This window comes from Nocardia miyunensis NBRC 108239 (assembly GCF_001613065.1).
Taxonomy (GTDB): Bacteria; Actinomycetota; Actinomycetes; order Mycobacteriales; family Mycobacteriaceae; genus Nocardia; species Nocardia miyunensis.
Genome location: NZ_BDBQ01000012.1, coordinates 17,628 through 30,230 on the forward strand (window position 1 = coordinate 17,628; position 12,603 = coordinate 30,230).

The 12,603-nt window shown below is 68.3% G+C and carries 13 protein-coding genes; 8 read left to right on the top strand and 5 right to left on the bottom strand.

Going from position 1 to position 12,603, the window contains the following annotated elements; all coding sequences use genetic code 11:
- The first annotated feature begins 41 nt into the window (after window positions 1-41).
- The gene (locus NM2_RS06385; RefSeq protein WP_067665204.1) at window positions 42-1,046 is read left to right on the top strand and encodes a GlxA family transcriptional regulator; all 1,005 of its coding nucleotides are present in this window, start codon (window positions 42-44) and stop codon (window positions 1,044-1,046) included.
- A gap of 28 nt (window positions 1,047-1,074) precedes the next feature.
- Here NM2_RS06385 and NM2_RS06390 read toward each other — a convergent pair whose 3' ends face one another.
- Window positions 1,075-2,106 carry a glycoside hydrolase family 172 protein gene (locus tag NM2_RS06390; RefSeq protein ID WP_067665207.1) on the bottom strand — a complete coding sequence of 344 codons (1,032 nt, stop codon included), beginning with the start codon at window positions 2,104-2,106 and terminating at the stop codon, window positions 1,075-1,077.
- Between the two features lie 126 nt (window positions 2,107-2,232).
- Here NM2_RS06390 and NM2_RS06395 point away from each other — a divergent pair, with 126 nt between their 5' ends.
- Window positions 2,233-2,754, top strand: a complete 522-nt coding sequence (locus NM2_RS06395; RefSeq protein ID WP_067665210.1) for a DinB family protein — start codon at window positions 2,233-2,235, stop codon at window positions 2,752-2,754.
- Window positions 2,755-2,757: 3 nt separating this feature from the next.
- Here the strand turns inward: NM2_RS06395 and NM2_RS06400 are convergent, their stop codons facing one another.
- On the bottom strand, window positions 2,758-5,064 hold the full coding sequence (locus tag NM2_RS06400; protein WP_067665213.1) for a LuxR C-terminal-related transcriptional regulator: 2,307 nt from the start codon (window positions 5,062-5,064) through the stop codon (window positions 2,758-2,760).
- 152 nt (window positions 5,065-5,216) lie between these two features.
- On the opposite strand from NM2_RS06400, the gene NM2_RS06405 reads away from it, so the two are divergent.
- From NM2_RS06405 to NM2_RS06415, 3 genes are all read left to right on the top strand, one after another.
- Entirely contained in the window at window positions 5,217-6,128 is a 912-nt protein-coding gene (locus NM2_RS06405) for an LLM class F420-dependent oxidoreductase (protein ID WP_067665216.1), read from the top strand.
- Window positions 6,129-6,185: 57 nt separating this feature from the next.
- Entirely contained in the window at window positions 6,186-6,548 is a 363-nt protein-coding gene (locus NM2_RS06410) for an MmcQ/YjbR family DNA-binding protein (protein WP_067665309.1), read from the top strand.
- A gap of 68 nt (window positions 6,549-6,616) precedes the next feature.
- Entirely contained in the window at window positions 6,617-7,282 is a 666-nt protein-coding gene (locus NM2_RS06415; protein ID WP_067665219.1) for a class I SAM-dependent methyltransferase, read from the top strand.
- Window positions 7,283-7,306: 24 nt separating this feature from the next.
- Here the strand turns inward: NM2_RS06415 and NM2_RS06420 are convergent, their stop codons facing one another.
- Both NM2_RS06420 and NM2_RS06425 read right to left on the bottom strand, forming a co-directional pair.
- Window positions 7,307-7,939, bottom strand: coding sequence for a PadR family transcriptional regulator (locus NM2_RS06420; protein WP_067665222.1), 633 nt, complete (start codon window positions 7,937-7,939; stop codon window positions 7,307-7,309).
- 34 nt (window positions 7,940-7,973) lie between these two features.
- A complete protein-coding gene (locus tag NM2_RS06425; protein WP_067665223.1) occupies window positions 7,974-8,828 on the bottom strand; it encodes an IclR family transcriptional regulator in 855 nt (284 codons plus the stop codon).
- A gap of 225 nt (window positions 8,829-9,053) precedes the next feature.
- On the opposite strand from NM2_RS06425, the gene NM2_RS06430 reads away from it, so the two are divergent.
- Complete coding sequence (locus tag NM2_RS06430; RefSeq protein ID WP_067665312.1) at window positions 9,054-9,932, top strand: VOC family protein; 879 nt, start codon at window positions 9,054-9,056, stop codon at window positions 9,930-9,932.
- Window positions 9,933-9,941: 9 nt separating this feature from the next.
- Here NM2_RS06430 and NM2_RS06435 read toward each other — a convergent pair whose 3' ends face one another.
- Window positions 9,942-10,406, bottom strand: coding sequence for a nitroreductase family deazaflavin-dependent oxidoreductase (locus tag NM2_RS06435; RefSeq protein WP_067665225.1), 465 nt, complete (start codon window positions 10,404-10,406; stop codon window positions 9,942-9,944).
- A 129-nt stretch (window positions 10,407-10,535) separates the two neighbouring features.
- On the opposite strand from NM2_RS06435, the gene NM2_RS06440 reads away from it, so the two are divergent.
- Together NM2_RS06440 and NM2_RS06445 are read left to right on the top strand one after the other, a co-directional pair.
- The gene (locus tag NM2_RS06440; RefSeq protein ID WP_067665226.1) at window positions 10,536-11,102 is read left to right on the top strand and encodes a TetR/AcrR family transcriptional regulator; all 567 of its coding nucleotides are present in this window, start codon (window positions 10,536-10,538) and stop codon (window positions 11,100-11,102) included.
- 113 nt (window positions 11,103-11,215) lie between these two features.
- Complete coding sequence (locus NM2_RS06445) at window positions 11,216-12,532, top strand: glutamate-5-semialdehyde dehydrogenase (RefSeq protein ID WP_084530541.1); 1,317 nt, start codon at window positions 11,216-11,218, stop codon at window positions 12,530-12,532.
- The last annotated feature ends 71 nt before the right edge of the window (window positions 12,533-12,603 follow it).

Here is a 12,603-nt window from a genome sequence, read left to right on the forward strand (position 1 = left end):
CAGCTAGTGGCAGAATTGACAATATGCGCTAGGTTACCGACATGACCGATCGTCGCGAGCGAACCATCGCCATCGCCGTCGCCCCCGGCCAGCCGATGTTCGAGGTGGCGATCTCGTATCAGGTTTTCTTCGAACCGCCGCCCGGCGTCGACACCGCGGACTGGTACGACCTGAGACTGTGCGGCCCGCGCGGGACTCGCCATGCGACACTTCGCGATCCGTTCGTCGCGCTCACCGATTACGACTACGACGACATGCTCACCGCCGGAACCGTCATCGTGCCCGGCACGCCGAACGTCCGGCAGGATCCGCCCGCCGAACTGGTCGAGGCCGTGCGCGCGGCCTATGCGGCCGGGGCGCGCATCGTGGCGCTGTGCTCGGGAGCATTCGTGCTGGCCGCGGCGGGACTGCTCGACGACCGCCGCATGACCACCCACTGGAAGCACGTCGACGTGCTGCTGGATCGGTTCCCCGGCATGGATGTCGACCCGTCGGTGCTCTACATCGATGACGGCCGCATCCTCACCAGCGCGGGCACGATGGCGGGGATGGATCTGTGTATTCACCTGATCCGCAAGGATCTCGGCTCACGCATCGCCAATGCCGTCGCCCGGAACCTGGTGGTTCCGCCGCATCGCGCGGGCGGTCAGGCGCAGTTCCTGGCCGCACCGGTGCCCGCCGAGGCCGCCGATCCCGGTCTCACCGCGACCCTGCAGTGGGCGCTGGAACGTCTGGACACCCCGCTCGCCGTCGGCGATCTGGCCAAGCGGGCTGGAATGAGCGAGCGGACCCTGGCCCGGCGTTTCCATGCCGAACTCGGCGCGACACCGCTGCGGTGGCTGCTCACCCAGCGGTTGATCCGGGCGCGAGAGTTGTTGGAGGCCACCGACTTTCCCGTCGACGTCGTCGCCGAACGCTGTGGCCTGGGCAGTGCGGCCAACCTGCGCGCGCACTTCGGCCGGGAGGTCGGCATCTCGCCCAGCGAGTACCGGCGCTCGCATCGGTCCGATCGGCACGAGGTGGACACCGCCGAATCCCGAGCCTGAACGACGGTGCCGGGCAGCGGATTCCGGGTCAGAATCGGTGCCGGCGCCCGGTCACCGACCGATGCTGATACCACCACGAGGTGGTGGCCACCTCGGCGTTCTCCAGCGGTAGGTATCGACCGCCGTCGCGCCAGCCGAGCGCCTGCAGGGTGACGCGCAGACTCCGGTCGAAGCAGATCGGGTCGCGAACATGCCAGCGGTACATGCCGAATCGCTGCTGCGGCTGATAGATCTGGTCCGGCGGGAGCACCTGCACCAGGCCCAGATAGGGCGTGGAGTAGGTGTGGTAGGCGTCGTTCATATCGAAATTCCATGCGCCGCCGAAGTAGTCCTCGGTGCCGGTGCCGCAGATGGTGGGGAATTCGGTGTCGCCGTCGAGATAGAACTTCATCTCGCCCTCACCCCACCAGCCCGGCGCGTTGGGCACGATCGCCAGATAGCTGCCCACGTAGCGACCCGGTCCCGGAACATCTTCCAGCACAGTGTGAATCGCCGGATTCCCCAGCGGATTGCTCTGCCGTCGCCACGCGTGCAGATAGCCCGCCGAGCGCGGCACATCCTGTTCCAGATAGGTGATCTGGTAGTACACGGGCACCGCGTGGTCGCTGCCGTTGTGCAGGGTGAACCGGGCGTGCGCGCGAAACGGCATGGGCCAGAAGCTGTTCAGCCCGCCCGCGGGGGCGACCACCACCATCTCCGAATTCACCTGTGCCAGTTCGTCCCAGGCGTTGCAGAAGAACGACCCCAGCGGCACCTCGATGGCCGGTTCGGCATCGTTGTCCCAGTACACCCGCAATGTCATCGCGTTCAGCACCGCGCGGTCGGTGGTCAGCCAGATGTGCCGGATCACGCCGGGGCCGGAAACGTCTGCCAGGGTGGCGGTTTCACCGGACGGGAGATTTATCGAAGGCGATATCTTCCAGCCGATTCCGAGGTCCGCTGCCGCATGCGCGCCGGTGCCCTCCGTCGCGCGTCCACCCGTGCTCGGCGCCCCGGTCGGGTTCTCCGGGCTGATGGAACGGGTCCGTGTCTGATCGATCCGCCATAGTTCTTGCACCATCGCGATTTTTGCATGCCTGGAGTGGTCACGCGAGTAATTCGGCTGCGTCGATGATCCGCGCTCGGCGCGTCGGGGTACGCCGGGAATTCGGTGTCGCCCCGACGGTGGGCACCCTAGCCTCGGCATATGACTTGGACCGCCCCGGAGATAGTGCGCCCCCGTCAACTCGTGGTGGGGGAGGAGCGTTCGCTGCTGCAGGACAGACTCGACTACCAGCGCGCGACGCTGCTGTGGAGATGCCGCGGCCTGACTGCCGCCCAGTTGGTGATCCGCAGTGTCGAGCCGTCGTCGATGTCGCTGCTGGGTTTGGTCAGGCATATGACCGACGTGGAGCGGGCCTGGTTCCGGCGGCGGGCGGCGCGGCAGGAGGTGGTGTACCAGCACTCCACCGAACAGAATCAGGACGGCGAATTCGACGATGTCGACACCGCCGACCCGGTGCGCGATTTCGCCCTGTACCGCGGCGAGATCGAGCTGTGTGATGCCGCGGTGGCCCCGCTGTCGCTGGACTACTCCTTCGTTCATCCCCGCACCGGCCGCGAGATCGGCCTGCGCTGGGTCTACCTGCACATGATCGAGGAATACGCCCGTCACAACGGTCACGCCGACCTGCTGCGCGAACGTATCGACGGCGTGACCGGCGAATAGTCCTCACAGGCCGTGGTCGCGGGCCCAGGCGGCGATCTGGGTGCGGGAGGTGAAGCCGAGTTTGGTCAGGATGTGCTCGACGTGCGTTTCGGCCGTGCGCACCGAGATCACCAGATCCGCGGCGATGCGCTTGTTGCTGTGGCCCGCGGCGACCAGTCGGGCGACGTCCTTCTCCCGGCGGGTGAGCACCCCGATGGCCTTGTCGTCGATCGGTTCGGTGCGCAACGGTTTCGGCGTCGTCCGATCGGGAACGGTGGTGCGGCCCAGCGCGTAGTCGATGGCGGCGGGCAGTGACAGGGCGGCGCCGCTGTCGTATGCCTCGCGAAATCCCTTCTCGCCCAACTCTTCCAGGACCTGAACGCGCACCTTCTCGCCGACCGCGGTGGCGATGGCATGGGCCAGGCGCACGGTGTCGCGCTGCAGGGTCTGCGCAGCGCCCATCAACCGGGCCGCGCGCACCATATCCCCGCGGGCCGCCGCGGACCAGGCCATACCGTCGAATGCCGAGGCCAGCCAGATGCACCGGTCGAATTCGGCGAACATCTCCACCGCGCGGCTCATGTACGCCGCGGCCGCCTCCTGGTTGCCGTGCCGCCAGTGATCGACGCCGACCGTCCACAGCGCCAGGCCGCCCAGCAGGTGCACGCCGTGCCGCTCGGTCAGCGCCCGCAGAGTCTCGGCGATCGTGGTCGAACGGTCGTCCTCGAGCAACGTCGCGCACATGAATCCGAAAGAGAGACTGTCCATTTCGGTGGTCGCGTGCCCGGCGTCGCGGGCCAGTGCGGCGGCCTGCTCGGCCATCGCCAGCGCGCGTCTGGTGTCGCCGTCGGTGAACGCGATCAACGCGCTGTCGAGCCGATTCTCGGCGAGGATGTCCGCCGCGCCCAGTTCCGTCGCCAGCGCCAGACTCTGTTCGACGAATCCGGCCGCGGATTCGCGATCGGACAGCAGCGCGGCGAGCGAGGCCGCCGAGGACAGCCCGCGCGCCCGTTCGCGCGTCGGAGTCGTCGGAGTGCGCATCAGCGCGTCGGTGAGCCAGCGGCGGCCCTCGGACAGGAAGCGGTAGTGCTCCCAGTACGGGCGCAGCGCGGTGGCGGTGTCCAGGGCCAAGCGGGGCGCGTCGGACATCGAGAACTGCAGGGCCGAACGGAGATTCGCGTGTTCGCGGGACAGATCCCGGAACCAGGCCAGATCGTCGGAGCTGCAGTAGGCGCGAGATCCGCGCAACGCCAACCGCCGATAGTGGTCTCGATGCCGTGCCCGCACGGCCGACTCCGCGCCGGATTCGACCAGCCGGTCGTGGCCGAACTGCCGAATCGGTTCCAGCATCGAATATCTGGCCTTCTCGTCGTCCTGACGCAGCAGCAGCACCGACTTGTCGACCAGTCCGGTCAGTGCGCCGATGAGATCCTCGCCCGGCAGCTCGCACACCGCCTCCGCGGCATCGATGTCCAATCCACCGGCGAAGACCGAGAGTTGTTGCCACAGTGCCTGTTCCGCGCCGGTGCACAGCTGATAGCTCCAGTGGATCGCGCCCTCGATGGTCCGCTGACGTCGCGGCGCGGTGCGTGGACCGGCGCTGAGCAGGGTCATCGTGTCATCGAGCCGGTCCAGAATCTGCGCGGGGGTGAAGACACGAAATCGCAAGGCCGCCAACTCGAGTGCCAGCGGCATCCCGTCCAGGCGGCGGCAGATCGCGGCGAGCGTGGCGCGGTTGGCCGGGGTGCTGGTGAAGCCGGGATCGACCGCACCGGCCCGTTCGACCAGCAGTTGGACCGCATCGCTGTCGCCCGCCGGATCCTCCCGGCCGCGCCGCTTGCCGCCGACCGGCAGCGGCGGTATCGGCATCACCTGTTCACCCGCGATGCCCAGCACCTCGCGACTGGTCGCGACCACCCGCACCTCCGGAGTCGCGGTGACGATGCGCTCGACCAGTTCGGCGCAGGCATCGATGAGGTGCTCGCAGTTGTCCAGGATCAGCAGCATCCGCTGGGAGGTCAGGAATTCCAGCAGCCGCGGCATCGGATCGCTGGTGTCGTCGCCCAGGTGCAGCGCCTCGGCGACACTGAGCGTCACCAGATCCGGATCGCGCACGTCGGCGAGTTCGACCAGCCAGACCCCGTCCCGGAAGGCCCGCCCGACCGATGCGCCGAGCTGACGCGACAGCCGCGTCTTGCCGACGCCGCCCGGCCCGAGCAACGTCAGCACTCGCGTCGTCGGCAGCAGGCGCTTCGCGGCGGCCAGTTCGTCGTGGCGGCCGACGAAGCTGGTGACCTCGGCGGGAAGGTTCCCGCTGACACGCCGCGCCATATCCGCCACACTAGCGCGTGCCCGGAATGCTCGAATCGGCCTCGCGACGAACCGGCTGCGGGACGCGGACCCGGCGGGCATAGGCTTGCCGATGCGTGGCCGCACCCGTGCGGAAACGAGTGAGAAGCATCCGACGATCGAGGAGGCCCGCAGTGCGAATCGGCATCCTGCTGAACGAACCGACCGGACCCGACGCCCTGAACGGCCTGACCGACGAACTGCGCCGCGCCGCGGACGAGGGCTTCAACTCCGCCTGGATGACACATATCTTCGGCGTCGACGCGCTCACCGCGCTGGCCGTGGCGGGCAGCCGGGTTGCGGGCATCGATATCGGCACCGGTGTGGTGCCGAGCTATCCGCGTCATCCCGGCGCGCTGGCCCAGCAGGCGCGCACGACCGCGCTCGCGGTCGGCCCGGGGCGGCTCACGCTCGGCCTCGGCCTGTCCCACAAGATCGTCATCGAGAACATGTTCGGGTACAGCTTCGAACGCCCGGCTCGGCACATGCGCGAATTCCTGTCCGTGCTGCTGCCGCTGCTCGAGGACAAGCCGGTCTCGTTCACCGGCGAGACGGTGAAGGCCAATCTGGCGCTGTCGGTGCCGAACGAGGGACGCGTGCCGGTGCTGCTGGCCGCGATGGGACCGGCGATGCTCAAACTCGCGGGCCGGGTCACCGACGGCACCGTGCTGTGGATGACGGGTCCGGCGACGGTTCGCGATCACATCGCGCCGGCGATCACCGCCGCCGCGGCCGAGGTGGGACGTCCCGCGCCGCGCGTGGTGTGCCCGCTGCCGGTCTGCGTAACCGATGACGTGGACGCCGCCCGCGCACGCGCGGCGAAGCTCTACGCCGCCTACGGTTCGCTGCCCTCGTACCGGGCGATGATGGACCGCGAGGGTGCCGAGGGTCCGGCGGATCTGGCCATTATCGGCTCGGAAGACCATGTCGCCGAACGTATTCGGGCGATCTTCGACGCGGGTGCCACGGAATTCGTCGGAGCGGTATTCGCCGGCGGCGAGGATGCGGTGCGCACCCGGGCCCTGCTCACCGGGCTGGCGGACTGACCCGTGGCCCGGTCGCGGCGCGCCCGGGTCGACGACGTGCACGAGCTGGCGCTGGCCATGCCACACGTCACGGTCGAATACGGCCCGCAGGAGAATCCGATCTATCAGGTCGGGCGCAAGTCGTTCATCTTCTTTCGGACCCCGCGCCCGGACGCGGTCGATCCGGAGACCGGCGACCGCTATCCGGACGTGATCGTGATCTGGGTTCCGTCCGAGTCCGACAAGCTGGCGCTGATCCAGGATCCGGATTCGCCCTGGTTCAGCACCGCGCATTTCGACGGGCATCTGTCCGTGCTGGTGCGTGCCTCCCGGCTCGGGGAACTCACACTGGACGAGTTGCGCGAGGTCGTGCAGGATGCCTGGCTCTCCCGCGCATCGGCGACGCGGGTCAAGCGCTGGCTGGCTGAAAACAGGCTCTGACCTGTGTGGCAGCAATTCGATCCGGGATCGGTTGACCTCTACCTCGGTTGAGGTTGCAGGCTGGAGTCATGACACAGCCGGTAGAAATCTGGAACACCGTCTACGACAACGACACCGCCCCCTGGGTGATCGGGGAGCCACAGCCGCAGGTACTGACCTTCGAACGCGAGGGCTGGATCCGCGGTCGCGTCCTGGATCCCGGGTGCGGTGCGGGTGAGCACACCATCGCGCTGACCGCTCTCGGATACGACGTGCTCGGTGTGGATCTCTCGCCGAGCGCGGTCGCCTACGCCCGCGCCAACGCCGAGAACAAGGGCGTGCCGGCCGCGCGATTCGAACTCGCCGACATGGTCGCGATCGGCGGCGATCCCGGGCTGGCGGCCGAACTCGGCGTCTTCGACACGATTCTGGACAGCGCGCTGTTCCACGTCTTCCTCGAGGATCCGCAGGCGCGGGCCGCCTATGTGAACGCCCTGCACACGCTGTGCGCGCCGGGCGGGCGGGTGCTGCTGCTGGCGCTGTCCGACGCCGAGCCCGGCTTCGGCCCGCGGATCAGCGACCGCATGATTCGCGAATCATTCGGCGAGGGTTGGGAATTGGAGGATCTGCGGCCCGCGCGTTATCGCGGCCGGATCACCGGCGTCCTGCCGCCCGAAGCCCTCGAAGGGGTGCGGGCCGATCCGGACGGGAATGTGCAGGCCGCTGCTTGGCAAGCCCGTATCGCGCGGCGCTGAATTCGCGGCCCCGCCCGCGGACGTTCAGGACTCGTCCGGGTTGGGTGCGCCGGTTGATCGACGGGACCTGTTGCGCCGCACGGACTTCGTGGCCTCGAGCTGGTCCAGATCGGCAAGCAGATCCCGGGCGAGTTCCCGTTCGGCCTCGTAATGCCTGACGCACCAGCGCAGCACCGCGATGGGGAAGACCCAGTCGGGATTTCGGTCCGACCCCTCCGCCTCGGCGTCGGCCGCGGCCCGGCGGCGCATCTGCTCGGCGTAGTCGATGTGCTCGACGAGTATGTCGCGCAACCGATCCGGCTCGGCGAGATTTCCGAGCCAGGCGCGCAGCATCACGCTGTGCTTGAGCACCGGAGCCTCGACGGGTGAGTGATTGACCCAGTGCGCCAGGGCCTCCCGGCCGCCGTCGGTGATCGTGTACATTCGCTTGCCGCGAATTCCGTCCTCGGACTGCACGATTCGGGAGGTGACGTAGTCGTGTTCGTCCAGACGTTTGAGTTCGGCGTAGATCTGGCTGAACGACGGGCTCCAGTAGAAGAACTGCAGACTCCAGTCGGCCCACTTCTTCAGCTCGTATCCGGACAGCTCCCCGGCGTGCGAGAGCATGCCGAGCACGGCCCAGGAGGTGGTCGGCAGGCTCGTGTCGGACGTCGTCATCGGACCGCACCGCCCAGGTGTGTTCCGGTCCGGGCTACCGGCACCGCGGCCGCCTCGGGAACAGCGTGCGCCCGGCCTCGTGTGCGACCTCGAGCACCACTCGGGCGAGCCGATCGAAACCCATCGCATCGGCCGGACCCGACAGGGACAGTGCCGCGGGCGCCGCGCCGCGCACGCGGATGGGCGCTGCGACGCAGGCGATTCCGGCCATGGCCTCCTCGTGGTCGATCGCCACGCCCTGGCGCAGCCGGACGCGGTCGAGTTCGCGCCGCATCGCCTCGGGTTCGCAGACCGTGCGTGCGGTCAGGCGCGCCGGACGCGCGCGGACCACCGATTCGGCGATGGGCGGCTCCAGCGTCGCGAGCATCGCCTTGCCCAGAGCCGTTGCGTGCGCGGGCATCCGGCCGCCGAGCCGGGTCGGCAGCGCGGCGGCGAGCCGACCGCCGATCTTGTCCAGATAGATCACCTCGCGCCCGTCCAGGACGCCCAGATGACCCACCATGCCGGTGCGCTGGGCCAGTTCGTGCAGCAGCGGGCCGACCGCGTCGCGAATCTCGTTGTGGTCGGCGGTGAGTCCGCCCAGTTCCAGGGTGCGCATGCCCAGCCGGTAGCCGCCGGAGGTGTGCGCGAGCCAGCGCAGCCGGATCATCTGGTCCAGGATCCGATGCACGGTCGATCGCGGAAGTCCGGTTCGCTCAACGATTTCCAGCAGGGTCAGGGCCGGAGTCGCGGCGTCGAACGCATCGAGGATCAGGGTCATCCGCTCGATCATCGACACCGGAATCGGCCGGGCGGCAACGCTCGCCGGACGCTGCCGGGGTGAGGAATCGGTGAGGTGACCTCGGGCGGGGACGGCGCGTTCGGTGACGGGCAGCGTGGTGACGGTCATATGGTCCTCCGTTGGCGCATATGCGGTCCAGAACTATGTCGACTAGGCATATTCGGTGTGCAGACTTGTGTTACCAGTCACACTGGACCCTCGCGGCGGATCGCGAATCGGTGGAACTACGTATGTTCTACCGAGCCGTCCCGGTCACCGGGGCTATGTATTGACTCGAATGGTGGATGAGCTGGTCTGATAACTGTCGGCTATGACTTCCAAGGAGTGATCACAGTGGCTGCCTTCAGTTCCCTCGGCTACGTGCGGATCGGGATCACCGATCCGACCGCCTGGCGCGCTTTCGCCTTCGACACCATCGGATTCGCCGAAGGCCACGGCCCCGACGAGGATTCGATCTATCTGCGCATGGACGAGCACACCTATCGGCTCGAACTGGTGCCCGGTGCACGCGACGAGGTGCTCGCGGTCGGCTGGCAGGTCGCCGACACGATCTCCCTGGCCCTGGTGCGCGAGGTTCTGGAGAAGGCCGACGTCGCGATAACCGCGCTCACGCCGGAGCAGGCGCGGGCGCGGCACGTGGAGGAGGCGATCGCCTTCGCCGATCCCTCCGGTGTGCGTATCGAGGTGTTCCACGGGCCGCTGCTGGACCACAGTCCGGTGCTGTCCCGGTTCGGCAACCGATTCGTCACCGGGGCAATGGGTTTGGGTCATGTGGTGCTGCCGGTTCCGGATCTCGAGGCGGCCCGCTGGTTCTACGCCGAGGTCCTGGGCTTCGCCGCCCGCGGCTCGTTCCGGGTGGGCCCGCCGGAGCATCCGCTGTGGATCCGCTTTCTCGGGGTGAATCCGCGTCATCACAGCCTCGCGCTGATTCCCGGAACCCCTTCGCAGGGACCGGGTCTGGTGCACATCATGGTGGAGGTGGATCAGCTCGATGACGTCGGCCGGGCGCTGGATCGGGTGACCTCGTCGGGATACCGCCTGTCCTCCACTCTCGGGCGGCACACCAACGACAAGATGGTCTCCTTCTACGTTCGCACCCCCGGCGGCTGGGATCTCGAATTCGGTTGTGACGGAATGCTCGTCGGCCAGGACTATGTGGCCGAGGAGATGACCGCCGACAGCTACTGGGGCCACCAGTGGGCCGGACAGTGAGCCGTCCGCTCAGGCGGCGGTATCGGTGAACGTCACCCGCACCGACACCGGGGTGGTCTGCAACGCGGCGAAACCGGCGGCGGTGAGCGGTGCGAGCAGTCGATGGGGCGCGAAGGCTCGGGCGCGCGCCACCACATCGTCCTCGGGCCGTAGTTCGGCGATCGCGGTGCGCCACCGATTGCCCTGGCGCAGCCGGATGTTCGGCTCGGCCGCGATGTTGTTGCCCCAGCCCGAGCGCATGCCGTGCTGGCAGATGATCCAGGCGCCCTCGTCGTCGAATCGGACCGAGACGGGTACCACGCGCGGCTGACCCGACTTGCGGCCGATCGTCTCGAGTTCGGTGGCGAATGTGGAACGCACACCGATTCGGTTCAGGGTGCGGAACAGCGGATTGACCACGTATCGGCCGACATTGCGTTCGATCACGAACTTGCGGGCCAGTCGATCCGGACGTGATTCGGACAGCTGTGTCATCGTCGTGCTCCCTCGTCGGTGGTCATCGGCAGGTAGACCGATTGGTTTAGTCGAAGAGTAGTACACCGATCGGTATAGTGGCAAGGTAGGCTGGTAGGCCATTGGAAACGCGGATCGGAAAGGTCGCCCATGGGAGTGCGGGATCGGTTGATCGACGGTGCGATCGATCTGATGCGGCGCAACGGCGTGGCCGGTACCGGTATCGCCCAGCTGCTGCAGCACAGCGGCGTCTCGCGGCGCTCGATATATCTGAATTTCCCGGCCGGTAAATCGGAGTTGATCGCCGAGGCGACCCGCACCGCGGGTCGCGCCTACAGCGCGCTGATGCGCTCGGTCACCGAGAGTTCGGATATGGCCTCGGCGCTGGCCGCGTTTCCGGCGCTCTGGCGGGAGACGGTCGTGTCCAGCGATTTCACCGCGGGCTGCCCGATCGTGGCCGCCGCCCTGGGCCGCGCGGACGCCCCCGAGGCCGCCGACGCCGCAGGGGAGACGTTCGCCGACTGGGAATCGATCCTCGCCGAACGGCTACGCGCCGAACGTATCGAACCCGAACTTGCCCGGTCCCTGGCGACCACGATCATCGCCGCCGTCGAGGGCGCGGTCGTCATGGCCCTGGCCACCCGCTCGGCCGATCCCCTCGAACGAGTCGCCGCCCAGATGTCCACCCTGGTGGCCCATCACACCGCAGCCGCCTAGAGCGTTCCTACGGCAGCGCACCCTGCAACACGGGCGGCCTTGTCGCGTCCCTGCAATGGTTCACCGGGGGATGCCGGGGTGGGATGTATCACCCGGTCAGTACCCTGGTCTGTATGACAGCATCGCGCAGTGATTCGTTGACGGGTGGCGGTCGGGCGACGGGTGGCCACGCTCTCGCGGCCACCGATCTCGACGACGTCCGCGCGGCGGTGCACGACGCGGCGCGCCGCGCCCGGGTGGCCTCGCGCACGCTCGCCCGGCTCACCACCGCCGAGAAGAACAGCGCGCTGCAGGCGTGTGCCGATGCTCTGCTCGCCGCCGCGGACTGGGTACTCACGGCCAACGCCGAGGACATCGAGGCCGCCCGCGCGGGCGGCACCGCCGATTCCCTGCTGGACCGGCTGCGCCTGACCTCGGCCCGGGTCGACGGCATCGCCGCGGGGCTGCGCCAGGTCGCGGGCCTGCCGGATCCGGTCGGCGTGGTGATCCGCGGTTCGACGCTGCCCAACGGCCTGGAGATCCGTCAGGTGCGGGTGCCGCTCGGTGTGGTCGGCATGGTCTACGAGGCACGGCCGAACGTCACGGTCGACGCGTTCGGCCTGGCGCTCAAATCCGGCAACGCGGCCCTGCTGCGCGGCTCCTCCTCGGCGGCGCGATCGAATGCCGCGCTGGTCGAGGTGCTGCGCGATGCCCTTGTCGCACAGGGACTTCCGGCCGACGCGGTGCAACTGCTGCCCAGTCACGACCGCTCCAGCGTCACCCATCTGATCCAGGCGCGCGGTCTGGTGGACGTGGTGATCCCGCGCGGCGGAGCCGGGCTGATCGAGGCCGTCGTGCGCGACGCGCAGGTGCCCACCATCGAGACCGGAACCGGTAATTGCCACGTCTACGTGCACTCCGCCGCGGATCTGGATATGGCCGAGTCGATCCTGCTCAATGCCAAGACCCGGCGGCCGAGCGTGTGCAATACCGCCGAGACGGTCCTGATCGATCGGGCCGTCGCGGACACCGCGGTGCCCCGGCTGATCGGCGCGCTCGAAGGTGTGGGCGTCACCGTGCACGGTGATCTGCCGGGTCTGGTGCCCGCCACGGAGAAGGATTGGGCCGAGGAGTATCTGTCGCTGGATATCGCGCTGCAGGTCGTCGACGATCTGGACGCGGCGGTCGAGCACATCAACCGGTGGGGCACCGGCCACACCGAGGCCATCGTCACCGCTGATCTGCGGGCCGCGCGCGAGTTCACCGATCGCGTGGACGCGGCGACGGTCATGGTGAACGCGTCCACCGCGTTCACCGACGGCGAGCAGTTCGGCTTCGGCGCGGAGATCGGCATCTCCACCCAGAAGTTGCACGCCCGCGGCCCGATGGGCCTGCCCGAGCTCACCTCCACCAAGTGGATCGTGTGGGGAGACGGCCAGACCAGGCCGTGAGTGCTGTGGGACACACTGTCGTCACCGAGCGTCGAGTGTGTACCGTCGAGTCAGGGCTCGTTTATGCGCTG